The 19,921-nt window shown below is 37.9% G+C and carries 24 protein-coding genes and 1 other RNA gene; 13 read left to right on the top strand and 12 right to left on the bottom strand.

The window, feature by feature from the left end:
- The first annotated feature begins 49 nt into the window (after positions 1–49).
- The 9 genes from KXD93_RS22760 (at position 50) to KXD93_RS22720 (ending at position 7,662) form a co-directional block, all read left to right on the top strand.
- A complete protein-coding gene (locus KXD93_RS22760; protein WP_258139679.1) occupies positions 50–1,276 on the top strand; it encodes a pyridoxal phosphate-dependent aminotransferase in 1,227 nt (408 codons plus the stop codon).
- A gap of 166 nt (positions 1,277–1,442) precedes the next feature.
- Positions 1,443–1,812, top strand: a transfer-messenger RNA (tmRNA) gene (gene ssrA, locus KXD93_RS22755).
- A 248-nt stretch (positions 1,813–2,060) separates the two neighbouring features.
- Positions 2,061–3,278 carry a site-specific integrase gene (locus tag KXD93_RS22750; RefSeq protein ID WP_258139678.1) on the top strand — a complete coding sequence of 406 codons (1,218 nt, stop codon included), beginning with the start codon at positions 2,061–2,063 and terminating at the stop codon, positions 3,276–3,278.
- 45 nt (positions 3,279–3,323) lie between these two features.
- Complete coding sequence (locus KXD93_RS22745; RefSeq protein ID WP_258139677.1) at positions 3,324–3,857, top strand: ORF6N domain-containing protein; 534 nt, start codon at positions 3,324–3,326, stop codon at positions 3,855–3,857.
- 74 nt (positions 3,858–3,931) lie between these two features.
- Positions 3,932–4,684 carry a hypothetical protein gene (locus tag KXD93_RS22740; protein WP_258139676.1) on the top strand — a complete coding sequence of 251 codons (753 nt, stop codon included), beginning with the start codon at positions 3,932–3,934 and terminating at the stop codon, positions 4,682–4,684.
- A gap of 159 nt (positions 4,685–4,843) precedes the next feature.
- Positions 4,844–5,155, top strand: a complete 312-nt coding sequence (locus KXD93_RS22735) for a helix-turn-helix domain-containing protein (protein WP_258139675.1) — start codon at positions 4,844–4,846, stop codon at positions 5,153–5,155.
- Positions 5,156–5,669: 514 nt separating this feature from the next.
- Positions 5,670–6,086 carry a plasmid mobilization protein gene (locus KXD93_RS22730; RefSeq protein ID WP_258139674.1) on the top strand — a complete coding sequence of 139 codons (417 nt, stop codon included), beginning with the start codon at positions 5,670–5,672 and terminating at the stop codon, positions 6,084–6,086.
- Positions 6,049–7,011: a relaxase/mobilization nuclease domain-containing protein gene (locus tag KXD93_RS22725; RefSeq protein ID WP_258139673.1), complete on the top strand. Its 963-nt coding sequence runs from the start codon at positions 6,049–6,051 to the stop codon at positions 7,009–7,011. The genes KXD93_RS22730 and KXD93_RS22725 overlap by 38 nt, the downstream gene beginning before the upstream one ends.
- Positions 7,012–7,032: 21 nt before the next feature.
- On the top strand, positions 7,033–7,662 hold the full coding sequence (locus KXD93_RS22720) for a hypothetical protein (RefSeq protein WP_258139672.1): 630 nt from the start codon (positions 7,033–7,035) through the stop codon (positions 7,660–7,662).
- 56 nt (positions 7,663–7,718) lie between these two features.
- Here KXD93_RS22720 and KXD93_RS22715 read toward each other — a convergent pair whose 3' ends face one another.
- From KXD93_RS22715 to KXD93_RS22705, 3 genes are all read right to left on the bottom strand, one after another.
- Positions 7,719–8,066, bottom strand: coding sequence for a hypothetical protein (locus KXD93_RS22715; RefSeq protein WP_258139671.1), 348 nt, complete (start codon positions 8,064–8,066; stop codon positions 7,719–7,721).
- A 54-nt stretch (positions 8,067–8,120) separates the two neighbouring features.
- Complete coding sequence (locus KXD93_RS22710) at positions 8,121–8,696, bottom strand: hypothetical protein (RefSeq protein ID WP_258139670.1); 576 nt, start codon at positions 8,694–8,696, stop codon at positions 8,121–8,123.
- A 69-nt stretch (positions 8,697–8,765) separates the two neighbouring features.
- Positions 8,766–9,161: a helix-turn-helix domain-containing protein gene (locus KXD93_RS22705; RefSeq protein WP_258139669.1), complete on the bottom strand. Its 396-nt coding sequence runs from the start codon at positions 9,159–9,161 to the stop codon at positions 8,766–8,768.
- A gap of 139 nt (positions 9,162–9,300) precedes the next feature.
- On the opposite strand from KXD93_RS22705, the gene KXD93_RS22700 reads away from it, so the two are divergent.
- Positions 9,301–10,746, top strand: coding sequence for a HEPN domain-containing protein (locus tag KXD93_RS22700; RefSeq protein WP_258139668.1), 1,446 nt, complete (start codon positions 9,301–9,303; stop codon positions 10,744–10,746).
- Here KXD93_RS22700 and KXD93_RS22695 read toward each other — a convergent pair.
- Positions 10,743–11,258, bottom strand: a complete 516-nt coding sequence (locus KXD93_RS22695; protein ID WP_258139667.1) for a hypothetical protein — start codon at positions 11,256–11,258, stop codon at positions 10,743–10,745. The genes KXD93_RS22700 and KXD93_RS22695 overlap by 4 nt on opposite strands.
- 323 nt (positions 11,259–11,581) lie before the next feature.
- Between KXD93_RS22695 and KXD93_RS22690 the strand changes: the two genes are divergently transcribed.
- Positions 11,582–12,643: an IS110 family RNA-guided transposase gene (locus tag KXD93_RS22690; RefSeq protein ID WP_258139666.1), complete on the top strand. Its 1,062-nt coding sequence runs from the start codon at positions 11,582–11,584 to the stop codon at positions 12,641–12,643.
- 533 nt (positions 12,644–13,176) lie between these two features.
- Here KXD93_RS22690 and KXD93_RS22685 read toward each other — a convergent pair.
- A complete protein-coding gene (locus tag KXD93_RS22685) occupies positions 13,177–13,476 on the bottom strand; it encodes a hypothetical protein (protein WP_258139665.1) in 300 nt (99 codons plus the stop codon).
- Positions 13,477–13,565: 89 nt separating this feature from the next.
- Here KXD93_RS22685 and KXD93_RS22680 point away from each other — a divergent pair, with 89 nt between their 5' ends.
- Positions 13,566–14,000, top strand: a complete 435-nt coding sequence (locus KXD93_RS22680; RefSeq protein ID WP_258139663.1) for a hypothetical protein — start codon at positions 13,566–13,568, stop codon at positions 13,998–14,000.
- Positions 14,001–14,007: 7 nt separating this feature from the next.
- Positions 14,008–14,499, top strand: coding sequence for a hypothetical protein (locus KXD93_RS22675; protein ID WP_258139662.1), 492 nt, complete (start codon positions 14,008–14,010; stop codon positions 14,497–14,499).
- A gap of 25 nt (positions 14,500–14,524) precedes the next feature.
- Here the strand turns inward: KXD93_RS22675 and KXD93_RS22670 are convergent, their stop codons facing one another.
- The 7 genes from KXD93_RS22670 to KXD93_RS22640 all read right to left on the bottom strand — a co-directional run bounded on the left by KXD93_RS22670 (position 14,525) and on the right by KXD93_RS22640 (position 19,891).
- Positions 14,525–15,403, bottom strand: a complete 879-nt coding sequence (locus tag KXD93_RS22670) for a DUF4238 domain-containing protein (RefSeq protein WP_258139661.1) — start codon at positions 15,401–15,403, stop codon at positions 14,525–14,527.
- A gap of 107 nt (positions 15,404–15,510) precedes the next feature.
- Positions 15,511–16,263: a GIY-YIG nuclease family protein gene (locus KXD93_RS22665; protein WP_258139659.1), complete on the bottom strand. Its 753-nt coding sequence runs from the start codon at positions 16,261–16,263 to the stop codon at positions 15,511–15,513.
- A gap of 266 nt (positions 16,264–16,529) precedes the next feature.
- On the bottom strand, positions 16,530–18,077 hold the full coding sequence (locus KXD93_RS22660) for a recombinase family protein (RefSeq protein ID WP_258139657.1): 1,548 nt from the start codon (positions 18,075–18,077) through the stop codon (positions 16,530–16,532).
- Positions 18,046–18,219 carry a hypothetical protein gene (locus KXD93_RS22655; protein WP_258139656.1) on the bottom strand — a complete coding sequence of 58 codons (174 nt, stop codon included), beginning with the start codon at positions 18,217–18,219 and terminating at the stop codon, positions 18,046–18,048. The genes KXD93_RS22660 and KXD93_RS22655 overlap by 32 nt, the downstream gene beginning before the upstream one ends.
- A 305-nt stretch (positions 18,220–18,524) precedes the next feature.
- The gene (locus KXD93_RS22650) at positions 18,525–19,586 is read right to left on the bottom strand and encodes a DUF932 domain-containing protein (protein WP_258139654.1); all 1,062 of its coding nucleotides are present in this window, start codon (positions 19,584–19,586) and stop codon (positions 18,525–18,527) included.
- Between the two features lies 1 nt (position 19,587).
- Positions 19,588–19,758, bottom strand: coding sequence for a hypothetical protein (locus KXD93_RS22645; protein ID WP_258139653.1), 171 nt, complete (start codon positions 19,756–19,758; stop codon positions 19,588–19,590).
- Between the two features lie 4 nt (positions 19,759–19,762).
- Positions 19,763–19,891 carry a hypothetical protein gene (locus tag KXD93_RS22640; RefSeq protein ID WP_258139652.1) on the bottom strand — a complete coding sequence of 43 codons (129 nt, stop codon included), beginning with the start codon at positions 19,889–19,891 and terminating at the stop codon, positions 19,763–19,765.
- Positions 19,892–19,921 lie beyond the last annotated feature (30 nt).

Raw genomic sequence — 19,921 nt, 5'->3', positions numbered from 1 at the left:
CGGACTTTCAGACTTTCGGACTTTACGACTAATTCACTACTTTTGCTCCATGCCAAAAATATCAAGTAAAGGGCAGCAAATGCCTGCCTCTCCCATCCGTAAATTAACCCCTTTTGCCGATAAGGCTAAGCTGGATGGTAAGAAGGTTTATCATTTAAATATAGGTCAACCGGACATAGAAACGCCTGAAGGGATGCTGAACGCGATAAAAAACATCAGCTTTAAGGTTTGGGCCTATACGCCGTCAGAGGGTACGTTATCTTACCGCAAAAAGCTAACTGAATACTATAATAAACTGAATTATAACATTACCCCGGAGAATATAATTGTCACCACCGGCGGTTCGGAAGCTATAACGATCTCGATGATGGCCTGCCTTGATCCGGGCGACGAGGTAATAATTCCGGAGCCTTTTTACGCCAATTACAATGGCTTTGCCTGCCAGAGTGACATTGTGGTGAAACCTATATTATCATACATCGAAAACGGTTTTGCCCTGCCTCCTATCAGCGAGTTTGAAAAGCTAATAACCGACAAAACAAAGGCGATAATTATCTGCAATCCTAATAACCCGACCGGGTATTTATATTCAAAGGAAGAACTGCAAGCGTTAAAGGAACTGGCTTTAAAATACGATCTGTATTTATTCAGCGATGAGGCTTACCGTGAGTTTTGTTACGATGGCCAGACATTTACCTCCTTAATGCACCTGGATGGATTGGATGAAAATGTAATTGTGATGGATACCGTAAGCAAGCGCTACAGCGCATGCGGAGCACGCTTAGGCTGCCTGATCACCAAAAACAAGGAAGTAATTGCGGCCGGGTTAAAATTTGCACAGGCAAGGTTAAGCCCCGGCATGGTTGAGCAAATTGCTGGCGAGGCGGCAGTTGACACACCAGACGAATATTTTGAAACGGTAAATAAGGAGTATACCACACGCAGGAATACCATTGTAAACGCCCTTAATAAAATGGAAGGTGTTTATTGCCCTAATCCAGGCGGGGCTTTTTACGTTGTGGCGCAACTTCCAATTGACAATGCTGATAAATTTTGCCAATGGATGTTGGAATCGTTCAGCTATGAAAATCAAACCGTTATGATGGCCCCTGCAACCGGCTTTTACAGCACACCTGGCGCCGGGCTAAACGAAGTTAGAATGGCATACGTTTTGAATAATAATGATATTGAAAAGGCAATGAAGTGCCTGGATGAAGCCTTGAAGGTATACCCTGGCCGAGAAGTAGCATTAGCAGCTGGAAGTAGCAGTCTCTAGAATAGAGGTGGTAGCAGTTTTGAAATAATAGCAGTAGTATTATGAAGCGGCAGTATTTGAATTGATATCTCGAAAACTGCTACTGCCGCTACCATCTGCTACTAATTTTCTGTATATTTGCAGTTGACTTAAGACTATTTACTCAATACTTAAGGCTTCAAAAAATGGGGTCGACCGGAATTGACAGGATGGAGATAAGTAAGTAAGCATGCAGCGCGTTGGGTGAATTAGCGCTCTAATCAGAACACTCAAAATCACAAATGGCGAAAATAACTACGCCTTAGCTGCTTAATTTAGAATTTAGCTAGCTTTTGTCCCGCCGGTTCTCTGTTTCGTTGGATCGGCAACCGGGGCATCGAAAAACGGAAATAGCCTGCTTAATGGTGTGCATAGCAGGCGAAACAAAGCACCTAAGGAAGACGGTACAGGCATGCAACTGGCCTTCCCCTTCCCTACAATTAAACAGAAGCTAAGCATGTAGAAAGCTTACCTTATACCATGTTTGGACGAGGGTTCGAATCCCTCCGGCTCCACTGAATTTAGTATCAAAACAGAGTAAATGCCTGCAAATCACACGATTGCAGGCATTTCTTTTATAGTCAAATGTTACTATTTACCCATCTTTTCGCATTTGCAAGGTGAGTAATTCGGTGAGTTGACTTTCTGAAAACCTTACTCACCAAAACGACTTATCATTTTGATTATCAACCTGTTCAATAAATGAACATCTTGTGTACAGCCGATTGCAAGCTTAATTTTGTTTCACTTTTAATGCTAAAACATTATGAAAACTAATTTCAGTTTGCTTTTCTATTTAAAAAAGCCAAAAAATTACGAAAATGGCCGCGTTCCAATCTATTTACGCATAACCGTAAACGGACAGCGAGCCGAAACTACATCCGGGCGAGAGTGTGAGCCATCGCTATGGAACAGCATTGCAGGGCGGTTTAAAGGCACTAAAGAAGAAATTAAATCTTTAAATGCTTATTTGGATAACCTGCAATCACAGGTATATGAAGCCCATCGCCAATTAAACGACACACAAAGTGTTGTAACCGCAGAAACTTTAAAAAACAAGTTTTTAGGCAAAGAGGAAAAAGGCAAGATGCTTATTGAGGTATTTAAAGACCACAATAAGAAAGTAGCCACTTTAGTTGGAAGTGAATATGCAGCGGGAACATACATCCGCTACAAGACTTCTTTAAAGCACACAGAGGACTATTTAAGATGGCAATACAAAGTATCAGACATTGATATTCAAAAAATTGACCATGATTTTATAACCAACTATGAGTTTTATCTCCGCTCTGAACGCAAATGCGCTAATAACTCTGCCTTTAAATACATCAAGAATTTCAAAAAGGTAGTTGGTATTTGTTTGGCAAGCGGATGGCTAACGAAAGATCCCTTTATAAACTATAAGATAAGGATTAAACAAGTTGACCGTACTTTCCTCAATCAGGAAGAAATACAGGCTATGGCAAATAAGGTTTTTTCAACTGAACGTCTTAACCAGGTGAGGGATATTTTTTTATTTTGCTGTTTTACTGGATTAGCCTATGCCGATGTTAACAAGCTTAAAAGTTCGGAAATTGTAAAAGGGCTTGACGGTGAAATGTGGATTTACACCAAACGTAAAAAAACAGACACGCCAAGTCGAATACCTCTATTACCATCTGCATTGAATTTATTGGATAGATATACAGAAAATCCTGTTTGCTGTAATACTGGGAAAGTGTTACCGGTAGCATCAAATCAAAAAATGAATGCCTACTTAAAAGAGATAGCTGGCCTTTGCGGGATTGATAAACCGCTTACTTTCCACATCGCCCGACACACATTCGCCACTACCGTAACCTTATCTAACGGTGTGCCTATAGAAAGTGTAAGTAAAATGCTCGGTCATACTAATATCAAGACTACACAGCACTACGCTAAAATCCTTGATTTGAAAGTAAGCCAAGACATGGCCATGCTTAAAAATAAATATGCAAGTATTTAAGCACCCTAATAAATTAACTCAATTAGCTACTTAAATTATACGATAATGGAAACACCGATTATACCTGATGAAATAGTAATGAATCAGATATACTATATCAGAGGCCAAAAAGTAATGATAGACCGTGATCTCGCGGTTTTGTACAATGTTGAAACGAGAATATTGAAACAGGCCGTCCGCAGGAACATTACAAGATTTCCTGATGATTTCATGTTTGAGATGACTAAGGAGGAGTTTCAAAATTGGAGATCACAAATTGTGATCTCCAATTCCGACCTGATGGGTTTAAGATTTATGCCCTTTTGCTTTACAGAACAGGGTGTAGCAATGTTATCGAGCGTCTTAAATAGTGAACGGGCCATCAATGTAAACATTCAGATTATCCGAATCTTTACACGTATTCGCCATATGTTCATGGATAATACGGAATTAAGGCTTGAAATAGAAAAAATCAAATCTAAGCTGGACAATCAGGATAAAAATATGGAAGTAGTATTTCGCTACCTTGATGAATTGATTGAGGATAAGGAAGACCCGAAGCCACGTAAAAGGATTGGTTTCAAATCCGAAGATTGGTAACAATGTTAAATTATTGACGGTAAGTTGTTAATGGCAAAATATTTGTGAGATATTTTGCCATTTTTATTTTCACTATGAAACCAAAGAAAACCAACTTTTTTAAATTCCGTGGCCGATTTGATTTGTCACCACATCGCTATGAAATTGGCAGGCCGTTCATACAAAACAAAGAGGCAGAGGATAATTTCTTATTATTAAGACTTTATGAGATTGAAGAATCTGAATTTTCAGATTATTACCATTTTCACCTCGAAGATTTTTTAAAGAGGTTTCCTGACCAGGAAGAGGCTTTTTTTTACAGTGTTGAAGATATTATATCAACAAGAATCCGATACTTTCAAAGGCAAGATCCGTTCGCATCAAACCATGCCGCCAATAATGAACGCATCCGTCAATTAAGGGGTTTCCAAGAGTTTTTAACCACAATTGACCAATGGCATAAAAGCAAACCAATGGAAACAATTATTGGTGAAAAAGATGAACAAATAACACAGTTAAAGGCCAAAATTGAAGAACTGGAAAATCAGCTTAATGACCTTAACGCTTTTGAGGCCAGTGAAAAAATAAAAATCAACAAGGGTAATCTATCGGCATTTATGGATTTGATGCAACAATTACAACGACTGCTTTTGCCAAACGGCAATAAACTATTGAGTACGCAAGCGTATAGCCCGTGGTATAAAATGATTGCTAAAAACTTTCTTCATGGCGATAAGCCGATTGCTTTGGCAACAGCACAGCATTATTTTTCTTCGCCGGAATCATCGAAATATATTTTTATACCTGAAAAGGAAAAGATTTTTAAAATTAAGCCGTCAACGGATTAGGCTAAGTAATAATCAGTTCCTTTCCCGTGCCCAAACGCCACTAATGGGCATACATTTCCATGTATTGCAGTCCACCTTTGAGTTAAAATCAGCCAGTAAGCAACATTTACCATGATTGCAGCCGGCTGATATAATTAACAATATTTAGGAGGACAAAACATGAATTTGGAGATCATCACGAAAGAAGATTTAAGGGAGTTTAAAAATGAAATGCTTAATGCCATTAAGCAAATCCTACAACCCGGACAAGGACAATCAAAGAAGTTCTTAAAAAGCAATGAAGTTCGGAGGTTATTAAATGTATCGCAAGGCACTTTACAAAACCTACGTATCAACGGCACCCTGCCTTGTACCCAGATAGGCAGTATTTACTATTACAAGCTTGAGGACATTAACAGGCTATTAGAAAACGGAAACCACAAAGACCAAAATGTGATTTCTTTAAACGGCATAAATAAGGAGGGATTATGATTTTACAGCAAGTAAAAAACCTCAACGTGCTATTGAAAAGAATATCTAACGACAAACAGCTATTGGCAACCCATGTAAGCCTGTTTACAGCGTTATACATATGTTGGCAGCGGAGTGATTTATCCATACCGTTTTCTGTAAACAGAAAGGAATTGATGGCATTTTCTAAAATCGCTTCGGTTGCAACTTATCATAAGTGCATCAAGCAACTAGATGAATTAGGGTACATTCATTACGAACCATCCTACCATCCGAAAACGGGCAGCCTAATTTATTGGCGGTCAGTAGATACCGGAATTTAATACAATCTAAAAGTATAAATCTAACCAAAACGCCTTTGGCGTTTTAGCGCACCTTTTTTATCGTATTACAGGAAGCAAGTTTGTGTTTTTGTTCCACAAAAACTCCCCTGATGCCTCCGGCACAGGGCAAACTTGCCTTTTGCGCCCGTTGGTTGCAAAAGGTTTTAGGGGTAAAAAAAGTGCTATACGGGTATTGCAAATCAATTAAGATTATGGAAATTCTATCAAAAGAAAATATAAAACCTAAGACCGAGCGGCCTAAACATAAAGGTGGTGCGCCGAGAAAGAGGGTGAAACGGGAGCAGGATATACGGGTAAGATTAACAGCTACCGAGCGGTTTCACATAGAAAGCAAATCTAAGTCCGCAGGCATGAGAATTAGCGATTGGTTTAGGACAGCCGCTAAAGTGGCAAGGGTTGTTCCCCGGCTAAACCCGGAAGACCGCAGCATATTACACATGCTTGCAGGCATGGCTAACAATCTTAATCAGCTAACCAAGTTGGCGCATGTTGGGGGCATACTTAGTTTGGCGAAAAAATGCAACGAGTTATTAAATGAGATAGACGAGGCAATCAAATACTTTAATAAAGATGATAGGCAAAATACCGAAACCGGGAAAAAGCTTTAAGGGCTGCATAGAATACAACTTGCTGAAAAAGGATGCAACAATACTTATGGCGGACGGCATACGTATCGACAGCATTGCGCATACCATAAACGACTTCAATATGCAAAGAAAGATGAACCCCGGTTTAGGTCAGGCAGTAGGCCACATGATTTTAAGCTGGAGCATAAATGATGATCCCAAATTAAACGATGATGTTATGGTTAGCATAGCAAAAGAGTATCTGCAAAAAATGAAAATTAAAGATACGCAGTTGTTAGTAGTACGCCATCAAGATAAGGAACATCCGCATTTACATATCATTTACAACAGGGTAGACAACAATGGTAAAACCATATCCGATAATTTTCAGCACCTCAAAAATGTCAAAATAGCTAAAGAGCTTACTTTAAAACATGGCTTTTATATAGCGAGCGATAAAAAGATGGTGAACCGACAGCAACTAAAAGGCACGGATAAAACCAAATACGATTTATTCGATGCAATTACGGCTATCACCAAGCAGGTTAAAAGCATTGATGAGTTAAAGCGACAATTGTTAAACAAGGGCATTGAAATGCAATTTAAGTACAAAAGTGGAACAAAGGAAGTGCAGGGTGTCAGTTTTTCTAAAGGGGATGCCAAATTTAAAGGCTCTGAAATTGACCGAAGTTTAAGTTATGGCAGGATTTGTAAAACCATTGACCAAAACATACAGCATGAAAGAACCGAACAAGCAAGGCATCTACATTTTGTTAGCGAATTGAAGAATGTGGTATTATCCCATACGCTCACTGACCAACAAAATTTTGGCACTGGTGGCAAGTCTTTATTTGAAGTACTGTTGGAGCCTGATTATGTTGAGCCCATGCCTTACGTTAATGACACTGACGAACGAAAAAAGAAACGGCGTAAAAGCCCGAATGAAAGTTATAAAATTAGCAGGTAATAATTAATAACATTTAATAGAATGGAAAATTCAGAAAAGAGCATCCACGAAGAAATAGTTGATCAGTTGATTATTAAGGTCAATGAATTGGAAAATCAACAGATCAAGCAAGCTGATTACTCCCCGTACTTTGAAAGTTTAAAACAAACTTTAGAAGGATTTTTGAAACAATATAACAATGATATTCAGGGCTTAAAAAACAGTACAAGTAATTTAAACACGATTAACTCGAATGATCAGACGAAAAACATCCTGATAGAAACAAAAGGCATTTTGAAGGCTATTAAGCTTGCTTTACCAATAACCCTTAACTACTCTTTTGATTTAAAAACTAAGAGATGGATTATTGCGGGAATGATATTGCTGATAATAACGGCTATCAGTACTGGATTAAGCGGTTATCTATGGAGTGCAAATAACCGCCTTGAAATTAATGATATTAAATACCGGGCTATCCGTCAAACCGCCCCTGAATATACCCATTGGGCAGATACTACTTATTTGAGAGATCCTGATGCCATGATAAATAATACAGTCAAATTGGAAGACGAGGCTTTGGAAAAAACCGCAATGGAAAATATAGTCTTTCGCAAGAATAAGGAGGCCAAAGCAGCTATAAAGAGGTTGCAAAATTTAAAAAAGAAGAAGTAAATTATCTAAAGTGTTTTAAACAGAATGGATAGCAATATAAGTAAGTAATTCGGTAATTATTTTCCAGACCTGAAAACTTGCGCGGCAACCCCTGCAATTTCTATATCTTCTACTTGCGCAAGAGCGATATTTAGAACCTTTTTATTACCTATGGTTCTCGCTAACTCTTGCAACATTATCTTAAGATTCTTGACTTCTTTAAGGTTGTTTCTAATATCATCAATTCTGAACATGATAAAACCTTTGTCCCCTGGTGATGAAAAAAATATAACTAAGTGGAAGTGATCATTAAAAAGAAATGTGAAGACACGGTCGCTATCATCATCCGAATGTTTTATACCGGCATCAGTAATATAATCTAAGATTTCATGGTCATTTTGCGAGACATAGATATTGTATTTCATTTTAATATATTAGCTTTCTACCCGCGTTTGCCTGTCAACTCAATAATCACAATTTCATTTAATTTGCTCTATTACAGGCGATTTAACAACATAATTTCCGAAATCAAATTCTTGACCAAAATTAATGCCGCCCGTCCACATCATGTCTTGCGTTACAAGTCTGATGTCATCGGATGGTATGCGCTTTGCTTCATTGCAAGAAGTTATTTTATAAAACACAGTATCTGATTGTGTGTATTTTTCCGCCGTTTCTCTGTCTGTTACAGCGAAAATGTCCAAATGACTACTTGATGTCATATCATTATTAGGAATGGCTGTATCGTTTTCAAAATGCATTACATATCCAAGACCATACCCGTTATCTATTGGTGACAAACTTTTAAGTTTAAAACGTGTGTCAGATAAACCATTGGTGTCAATAAATGATTCAAATTGGCTTATGTAAGATAAAACAGCGTCCTGCATCTTTATATCGTTTTTCGCCATATCGGGATTTTGTTTTATGAAATTTTTCATAAACAATTGAGCCTTTGAATAATTGTTATAGCCCTTGTTTTCATTGGATACACTATCGCAGGAAACCTCGAACAAGCATATTAATAATAAAACCGCAAGTAAATTTAATTTCATTATGTGTTTTTCAATGAGATGAGGGTTGAGTGATACTATTAGGTTACTTGAAAAGTAGATTTTTATCGATTATTTGCTATTTCTAAGTATTTCCACTTTTTCACGTTCACTTTGTAATAGTTCTTGATAAAGTCTTTTGTTTTCTTCAAATAACTCCACCAACTTGTCTATCGGATTAAATGTGGGGTAGTAATTGAAAAAAGCAGCTTGATCATGGTTGTTTACGGTATTACCGATAATGTTAAACACAGCTTCTTCGTTAAATTTTCTAATACCCTCTACAGGTACGCCCAGCGCCTTTGCTATTTTCTCTAAAGCATCGTCTTCAACTTCTGCACTTTGTTCAATCTTAGACACAGCTTGTTGACTGATACCAAGTTCAGCCGCTAAAGCTTCCTGTTTCATTCCGCGCAACTCACGAATTCTACTGATTTTTCGTCCGATGTGTAAAGTAGGTTCTGACATAATGCAAATGTATATGATTATGGTAAATGTACGAAACAACCATTGAATTGTAAAACACAACCGACTATGGTTCGGTACACATCCAACGACTTATTCTTTTGTGTTCCGGTTAATGTAGGCCGGAATAAATAGAAAGCTTATGTATTACGGTGTTTATGCTCCATGGGAACACTATCCCAAAAATCTCCGTCATTATGAGATACAGAATCCATTATCTGTAGTTGAAGAATTTTTCAGTTGCGCATGGCCTAAAAGTCATCGAAGAGACTTAAAGGAATGGCGAGATTACGTTATTAACGAGAAATTCTTTACGGGTAAAAAGCATGGTCCATGCTCCGTGCTTTTTATCCATGAAATAAATATGAAGCTCTTAGAAGCCCTTTATTTGCTATGGTTAGATTATGAGGAAAATAAATATCGCCTTTCGATTCCGTCAGAAACGCAATTGGAAGAAGAAAAAGAAAAATGGATATATTTCCCTAACAATCTTTCTGTCAAAGAACTTTTAAACCCCTATAAGGTAGTAAAGAAAATATTTAAAAAGATCAGTCCAGAACAATTTAGGGACTACTTAAACGATTGGCTCCATTGGGCATTATCTAATTCAGCTATTGATGAAACTGTTGTGCCTGGGGAAGTAATAATGGTTTATGAGAACATGCTTAAACTATATTCGGCTGCATGGTTAATTCACCAACGGCAATTGAAGAACGGGTTAACGAAGTTGACGAAAAAAACGGCGAACGAAGTTTGCGCTATAGAACGCCCGCCGATTGAAATAAGGCCAATTAATCCTACCCTGACAGCCGCAGAAAAATTGGCACTGGATGAAGTGCTTGATACAATAAAAAATAAAATACCATCCATTCAATCAGTTACCTTGTTAGGTACACATGAACATCCTTTCACCTATTACCTGCTTATTTTACTGGATGAAAAGGAAAAGATAGCCGAGCACGAGGTTGGCAATAAGATTGAGGATATTTGCCGCCACCATATATCGGTGATCGCTATTGTGCACAAGGCAAACGTAGCGAGGCAAGGCATAGAAAGTGGCAAGCGGTTTTGGAACAACGTTATGAGTAAGGGAATGGGTATTTACCAAGTACCTGAACTTCAGTTTCCAGAATTCAAATTGGTTGCCGAGGATGATTTTACAAAAAGGTCTGCTATCGATTGGGAGAGATGGGGGCTACAGGGCAAATCGTTCCTGAAAGGTGCTAAATACTATATCGAAAACAAAGACTTCACCCTTGCAGTATTCCTATTGCACCAAGCTGCTGAAAGCACATTAATCGCAATTATTAAAGCGATATTAGGTTATCGCATGTCTGCCCATAACTTATCACGAATGATAAGGCTGACCTTGTTATTTACAGACGAACTAAAGAATGTGTTTGAATTAAACACGACAGAGGGTTCGCAAATGTTTAATCTCTTGCAAACTGCATATTCCGAAGCAAGGTATCGGGAAAGTTTTATTGCTGATGAAGAATCGGTTAAAATGTTAATGCCAAAGGTTGAATTGCTGTTACATACGACAGAAGAGGTCTTTGAGAAATTCACTAAGGCTAATAAATGTTAATCTATTTCTTCAGCATACGTAACCTTACTCAATGAAGTATCAATTTGGAATCGTGATTTATGTAAACCTAACGCACCAAAGCCATTTTTGGCTCTATATGTGTGTTCGATAGAGTAGCTTTGCAGCTTTCCTTTGTAGGTCTTGTCTTGTAGATTTATAATATTTTCCAAGCTATCTTCTTTTCTTTTATAATATGTTTTTAATCGAATATTAGAGTGAAAACGGTGTTTAGATTCATTAAGAATGTTATCCATGCTTTCAGGGTCATATTTTGAAGCGCTATCTACATACGAGGCTGCTAATAAATCCATTTTTTTGCCAACTGGATCCCCCAACGCATAGCTTTGATGATATGGCACTAATGTATCGAAGCGTACACTTTCATAACTATGAGGGTCATTTAACGTGCCATTGAGGTATGATTTTACTAAAGTTTCTGCTATCTGCTGCTTAGATTGACGATTGGTACAGGCAAACAAAATAATAGGTATAATGAACAATATTTTTTTCATTGGGATTATTAAGGTGAGACATTTTAAAGTCGATTGAAAATAGGATAAGTTTTTGGTATATAGCTATATGTTTATAAAATTCATCTTAAAAAGATGGTGGTAAGTTACTTGCATGTACAAAGTTTCCAGCGGCAGCGACCGTACAATTAGAGGATGATAACCATTTGTCAAATTCAAACTACACTGATTAAATTATCCCTCATTCACCGCTACAGCGAAGATAGCCCACACCGGGATAAAACGTCAAGCGAAGATAGCCCACACCGGGATAAAACGTCAAGCATATATGTGAAAGCTTTGTTATCAAATAAAACTTGAAGATTATGCAAACGAAACAATTATTTATTGGCATAGATGTCCATAAGACGAGCTGGTCGGTGAATATACGAACAGACTTATTTGATCACAAGACGTTCAGCATGCCATCAGAGCCGGAGATTTTAATAAATTATGTTAATCAAAATTTCCAGGATTATTCCGTCGAATGTTGTTATGAAGCATCATGCTGTGGATTTATACCATACCGGCGATTAAGCCTTGCTGGTTGGAGCGTCAAGGTCCTTAATCCGTCTGATATACCTCAGACAGCAAAGAATAAAGATCAAAAGACCGATAATGTAGATTGCCGGCATCTCGCCAAGCAACTGAGATCAGGCCATCTCACTGGGATATACGTGCCTGACGAACAACATGAGCAACTCCGAAGTCTGTTTAGACAGAAGAATAATTTAACCAAAACAGTTCGTAAACTGAAAAGTCAAATAAAAGGCGAATTACTCTATTATGGTATTAAAATTCCTCAGGAGTGTGATACTGTTAAATGGACAAAGAGGTTTATAACCTGGCTTAACGATTTGGAATGGAAGTATTCGTCAGGACATTCTAGTTTACACAGTAAGCTACGGTATTTAGATTTTGCCCGGCGGGAATGGCTTACGCTTAATGCGGAACTAAGAGAGTACGTTCGGAGCAATTACAATAATGATTTTTGTTTATTGATGAGTATCCCTGGTATTGGCCCGACAATAGCTATCGGTATACTTGCCGAATTAGGCGATATCAGAAGGTTTAATAAATTTGACCATTTGGCCAGTTACGTTGGATTAATACCGAGCATTTACAGTAGTGGTGATACAATGCAGGTAAGAGGATTGACTTACAGACGTAAAAATTTATTAAGAAGTTATATGATAGAAAGCGCATGGGTGTCTGTACGGAGAGATCCAACTATGCAAGAATATTATAGAAGTCATTCGGGTAAACAAGCCAACAAGATTATTATCAAAGTAGCACATAAACTTTTGCGAAGGATATGGCATGTAGTCAGAACTGGTGAAGAATATAAAACCGGGTTAACGAATAACGCATCGGTGGCGACAAGTTAGCAAAATGTATACGTGTTAGTATATGGAAAACTCTTCGAGTTTACACACATACTAACACGACAATAACAACAATAAGAATAACGATGAAAATAAAAGATTTTCCCGTTTGTACTCAAAAAAAAAAAGGTGACTGCAATATATACCCGGCGGCTTTATTTAAAGCAATTTATTGGTAGTCTGCAAAAGTCAAGTAGGCAGCGCCTTTTATTTATACCCATGATTAATGTCTGCGGCTTTTAGTGATGACCGCAAATAGGAGGTTGAGAAACAAGGGTAATCTTTAATAAGAAGGTAGTAGATTAACTGCCAGTGCATTGTATTGGCATGTTTTTCCTGACTGAAAGAAAAAAATGAATAATATAAATCAAATATTAGTATTTTAACGTTTAAATAGCACTAAGCTTTCCATAGGAGGGTATATAAACGGGCAGTTGTGTTTGTTTTTTTGCTTGCCCGCCCTTGACATTTTACCCGGTTACGCGCTTTTGGTTGCTTAACGGTTAAATAAGGGGTTGGTGTTCATTTGGTTTAAATTAAGCTCCTTTTTTAAAATAATGTTCTAATAACAATGTTATCAACGCTGTTAAGATTGCAGCTATAATAAAAAGTATGAATTTTTTATAATTGGTTTTCGCATATCTAAACCATTCATACCAAAATGGTGCTTTTTCGAGTACCATCATTATAGGTTTGTTATTTTCCAATTTAAATTTCTCGTCTTTTTTTACATCATCAAACTGGCTTAAAGGGATATAAATGTAATCGTATTCGTTCTTGTTAACCCATATTCTTTTAACATAAATTTTTTTTTGAAGATCTTTTGTCTTTTTCATTTTAAGCGGATATAATATTGAACTTTGGGGTTAGTTTTGTTAATATTATTAAATTTACTTCGATAAATACAACCTATCATAATTAACCGATGAAAAACCTATTTGCAATTTTAATAATAATAACAGTTTGTCAAAGCTGCACTCACCACAATGGCAATATCAAAAATGTCAATCTTAATAAATACACTTTAACGATCTATCAGGATAAGTTCGACCCATCAACTAATAAATTTAAACCAAATAATGTAATTGACAGCATGAGTGCTGATAATGACACAGTGGCCTATTTGACTGTTTTGAAAAGATTCTACAATCAAAAAATAACAGAAAGAGCGAATTACAACTACGGTCAGCCAAAATCATTTTTAATACTTGACAAAAACGGGATAGACTTAAAAGTTAAATTATCAGAAAGAATAGTAACCGGTTTGAAAAATCAAGTAGAAAACACTCCCAATGTAAAAAAAATGCTTGACGATTATAATAGAGATAGTTTATACACTGATACCACAAAAGTTAGATAATAAAAAGATGATACGATTTAAAATAAACCTTATAAATAAGATTACACTATCGTTCGCCTCAATGCTATTTATTGGGTGTAGTAATAATGCACACCCCAATACCGAAGCTGTAAAGTCGTTAGACACTAATTCAGATTCAGGTTACATCATAACAAGAACTGATAAACTAATAACGGGAAAAGCGACAATTGCCTATACTCATACAAATAGAAAAGAGTCTCAATTTGCTTTGGATATTAATTCAAGAGCTGAACAACAAAAGGATTTTTTAATAAAAACTTCCGATAAAAAAGTCATTATATCTGATATCGATAATAAAATAATTCGCGAATACCAGATAGACAAACAATGGGTTAACAAGAGCGGGCCGGAAACGGTATATGATTTAAGGGACGGTAATAATATAGATTGTTCGCTGACTCATTATATTGATATAGAAAAGCACCATCATTTTTCGTTTAGATTTGAAAATGTATTAGAAACCTACAGTGACGAGTAGTGGATTTTGTATGTTATATTTATTATCATTCAGTAAAACGTGCGAAAACTTGCCGTCTTAGCTCATCTATATTTATATCTTTTTTTATTTCATTAAGTTGGGTAATATACCGCATATCTGTTGTACTAATAAAATTATTCGCTTGCTTAATTAGCAAGAGATCAATAAGAACTCTATCTTGATTTTGGTATAGTGGTTTTATTTTCTTAGTTCTGATTAACACTTTATCGCCGTTAAGTGGCAATATAAAATCATCTTTATACACATCAAAATCTTGTGGATTTCGTAAAATTAACGGATTGTCACATATTAGAGACGGCTTTCCGCCGGGGTCGAAACGCAAGATTGTCAATGGAGAGCTACTACCGATTAAGTTCTGAAAAAGAATAAACGGCAACCAATATTTGATTATCTTGTAAGAACTTTCGTTTTCTACAATATCTTTTTCAAATTGGGAATTTAATAAAATTTGTTTGGTATTCGTATCACTTATATTTAGTCCGAGTCCGCTTAACCCTTTTCTTTCCAATAAATCTTTTACAAACTTATCATTGCTTGGATTTCTCCAAAACAAATGAGCCACAAAGAACTGTAACATTGGCATATCTGCTTCCGTCAATCCGTGGCGCTCTTCGGTTGAATATCTAATTTTGTTAAATAGCTGGGCAACATCATTGTCTAAATCACCGTAAAAATCTGTCTCTAAGAAATCCGTTGGTTCATCTTTTATAATTAGGGTGTTCCCATTTTTCTCAAAAAAATGAGTTTCAGGAGAAAAAAGCTTTCCATTTGCCTTATATCGGTTCTCTTTAGTTAGATAAATATGAAATTTATTTTCATCGTTAGTGAAGTTCTTAAGGTAAAATTGTGGAATATAATGGTGTTTTTTAGAAATTTGCTGCATAAAGTTTGTTCTGTTTTATATATCGAACTACACGTTTAAAGCTTTTATTTTCAACAATAGACTACAAAATAAAAATTTCATATATGGAATTTGCTGTCGTCCATCCGCTAATCTTTAAAACATAACCTTCTGTATTCATTTTTATAATATTCAAAATCCTTCAAACCAATATTTGTTCCTTCGATTAATTCTACACTTTCTTCCATAAGGTAAATATTGTCCTCTTCAAATTTCTTCTTTTGTACTTTTCGTACCCAATAAAAAGGAGTAATCACAGAATCGTAATCCTTCAGTATGTCAATTACCTTTATCGCGAAATTTTGATAACATCCATGATACTGATATAACCAATCAATATTTAACTCTTTAAACGGATAACCCAATTGATCGTTGTTGTAGAAGTAGAGGGTTCTCGCAATCCAATTTGTACTCGTTTTTTTATATTTCCGAATTTCCCTTTGCAAATCCTCTCTTTCAATTAATCTAACTAATTGCTCATCATCAAAATACAGCTCGCCTTTTTTGCCGCCGCATAAGAGGTTAGTTAATATTCCATTTCCGCATATTTTTCTTCCAAACCACGCAATTAGTCCGTGTTCTAACAATAAAGCATCATCCTCATTCAGTCCTTCAATAAGTTTAAAATCGCATGAAAGGTTTTGATGTTCCAATTCGTAAAAAACTTTATGTTTTAATGAGAACATTTTTTCTGGCACGGAATATATTTTAGAATAATACTCTTTTTGTTTTACAAATTCTTTTTCGTGATTTGTATATCTCTTTCCAGTTCCTTTTCCAACATAAAAAGGAAGTCCGTTTCTTGGATCAAAGAGTATATAAACATAGTAACTTTCACTCATTACATTAATATTAAGCTATTTTTATAGGCGTTAAACAGTAACTATCAGTTTGGTATATAGAATATGGCTACCATATCAAAGTTAATTTATTAATTAATATATCGAGGTTGAGCCTATACAATGCATTAATAAAATACCATTCAATGATTGGATAGCAATTCAAAATTTCGTATCTTTATATCATAAGATTTGCAATTAATCTGTACTCAAAAAAGTGGTGAGTGTTTCGGTGAGTAAGAAATTAAGCCATTATAAAATATTGAATATCAGCGCGGTACACGGGCAATACAAATCCCTCCGGCTCCACCACGCGGGATTCCGCCAAAATTACCATCAGGCTGCTCTAAAAAGAGCAGCCTTTTTTGCTTCATAATCAACAAGTTATGCTCGAACAACGAATGTATCCAGGGTGTTCTAAATACCCCTTCAATGAACGTGAGACTATGTTTGAACACCCGCTTTAAAAAAACATGCTGCTGGCTGATTTCGGCTTTTTTGAATATAGCTGAAATGCACAATAAGTGTTTCATCTGCTCAAATTGAGCCGTCATTAACTCGCTATTCCCGGCCTTCAAATGATTGATCTCTTCCTTTAATACCATTTTCTCGCTGTTAAATTTCTTAAAATATTTTTTATACGTATCCGACTCGATCTCATCATTCATCAACCTCTCCTCCAGTTTATCGATCTTTTTTTCAATTTCCGCGAGATTTTTCTCCTTTGCTTGCTGCTGTTGCAGCCTTACCGAGCCGGATTCATTTATCGAAGCCTTCATTTTCGAAATAAGATAAGCCAGTTGTTCCCCGGTAAAATCCAGGTGGGCAATTAGCTGCTCAAATTTTTCATGCATCACTTTACCGGGAATATTCACATTATTGTGCCGGACACAACGATAGTATAAATAATACCGGCTCTTTCCCTTCGACCATCCCGCGGTCATCAGGGAACCGCAGCATGGACTTACGATCACCCCGCGCAAAATAAATTCTTCCTTGGGTTGAGATTTCGCAACACGCTTTATGCCCAGCTTTTCCTGGACAAGCCAGTACTGGTCCTCATTGATGATTGCCTGGTGAACGCCTTTAACAACACGCTCCGGTTCAGCCTTATCGGCGGCGACCTTAACCAGGCCCGCATAAGTTGGATTGGAAAGGGTGCGGGCGATCGCGCTGCTCCCGTTGACATTGTATCCCAGCTGCCGGGCGTCCGCATGGATGATAAACTTCGGGACCCCATTCAGGTAATCCCTGAATATCTTCTGAATGATAAACGCCTTGGATTCATCGATCAGCAGCATGCTCCTGCCACTGCCATCACGTGAATTGATGTAACCAAATGGCGCGACATGAACAAACCGGCCGGACTGCTGGGCCTGGCGAATGCCATTTTTCACACGCTTACGTATCCGAAACAGTTCAGCATTGGCCATCAAATATTTAAATGCCCTGCTGATAAACACGTTGGGATCTGAGGTATCGAGATCCAGCGGTTCTGCGCATTCCAGCACCTTCATGCCGTATTTTTTTTCAAGCTGCTCAATTTTGGTCAGGGCCTCGGGCAGGTTACGGCTAAACCGGTCATGGTCCCAAATGATGAGGTACTGTACCTTCCCCTTATGTGCCTTGATAAAGGCTTCCAGCGCCAAATAATCCGGACGGTCAAATGAATAGCTGCATTCACCATCATCCTTATAAATAGCAACCAGGTCAACCTTGTTCCTGGTACAATATTCCCTTATCCTGTCCTCCTGGAACTCCAATGAATAATTGGATTGATCCCGCTTACTTATCCTTATGTATCCTATTGCATTCATTTTCGGTAGTCTTTATAATGATCTGAACTGCTATTTCCGCTATTAAATTTAATAATTCCTGCTCACTCTCCGAAAGTTTTGGAGCAATAATTTGTGGTGTTACTGCACTTGAAGCAGTATTTCCTGTTTGTTTTGTTGCCATAGGCAACAAGGTGCGCCGTGAGCAGGTTTGGTATTGACAATCCTGTTAACAAGCACTTATCTTAAGTCGCTAAAAGTTGCAGAGACACTTGGCGCGCGGAAAAAACGCAGTGCACCCGGGAGGGCAGGCACCGTTAATGCGGAAGGAAAACATTAAAACTATTTGCAGGGATTTTGCTTTTTTTCCAGTCTTCAGAGACCCTACAATTACACGACCCGGGTTACCCTGATGGCCGGTCTGCACCACCGTATATTTTATAATGAGGCAGCTCAAAGGTTGTGAAGGGGGATTGCTCCCCCTTTGTGTTAATTAAGCAGCAGCTTGCCATGCTTGGCGAAATCGGCGCAAAGGTTAAAGGCGGTTTGGCTTTTCTGCAAACCTGTACCGTACATGATGGATTTGAATTTGGCTTCCTCATCCCTGAAATTACGTACGTTTTGGAAATAGCCCGTAACGGCATTGTACGCGCCGAAGAGTGTACCTCTGGTCGTTTCCACCTGTTGTGTCGGGCTGGTCATGGCATAATCAAAGACACCGCTGATGATGTTATTGAAATGGCCCGACAATAATTCATCCTTACCCAAACGCAGGCTTTCAAAAGTTTCCCTGTTGGGGCACATTGCCATCTGCAACAGCCGTTTGAGCTCGGGGTCGGAAATTTTAACCCTCGACCAGCGGTTATAAATTGCTTCCAGTTCCACCGTTAACTGGTTGGTGATTTGCAGCATTTTATAAGCTTCCTTCAATTTATCGGTTGCACTGGCGGTATGCCTGATCTTTATGCAGTTGATTTGCCCGCGCAAAGCAGCATGGAGGGTGTTTTGGCAAACGATGCGCACCGGGGTAAATGCAATATTGATACTCCCCGTGCCATCATGCGAAGTCGTGAGGAACAAATATTTTTCGATACAATCGTTCCGCCCCACCCGGATGTAATCGGGCAATTTTGCCGTGATGAATATCCGCTCGCCATTACCCAGTGCCCCCGCTGTTTCGTATAATATGCCGTCCCTTCCGCCTACAATACTGTCGAAAAACGTGAAGGCATCGACATTTTGCACCACTTCGTAATCCCTGCCAACTACACCTAAAACTTTGTTGTTATCGGTGCGTACGGTGGCGTAATAATCCGGGACAGCAATCCGCCCCTCCAACATCCCGTCAGGATCAGTTGCCCCGGCAGTGCTCCCATCACCGCAGGTAAATAAATTGCGTTTTTCAACGGTATAATCCAGTTGCGCATGGACCAGCGCCCCGGCGCTGGTCGGGTAATCGCTGATGACCTGCCCCAAGCCGTGCCAGGCTTTTTCCCTTACACTGAAAAAACTGTATTTTTCAGTGCGTTCGTTATAATTTATATGGTGCATCTTACTTCGTTTTAAGTTTATATTTCATCAATTCCAGTTTGCAGATTTTGACCCTGCCCGTATCGCTGATGGTACAGGTGGATTTTTCCTGCACCTCGTTTATGGCCTCATGGACGGTTTTATGCGTCGTTTTGATCGTGGCCTTCACCAAAAAATAAACCGTATCGTACATGGCCTTACCCGTTATAAGCGTTCATAAAATCCGCCAGTTCCAATTGGAACACGGCAGGGTTATCCTTTGCCAGTTCCCCGGCGTACCCCTCCCAAAATATTTGGTCGGTGAGTTCTATAAATAACTGTATCATTGTCTTAGCTTTTAAGATGTACTATCTTAG

Origin of the sequence: Mucilaginibacter phenanthrenivorans, assembly GCF_024721155.1 — a bacterium.
Classification (GTDB): Bacteria; Bacteroidota; Bacteroidia; order Sphingobacteriales; family Sphingobacteriaceae; genus Mucilaginibacter; species Mucilaginibacter phenanthrenivorans.
Note: the sequence above shows the minus strand (reverse complement) of the source record. Positions and strands in the feature narration are given on the sequence as shown.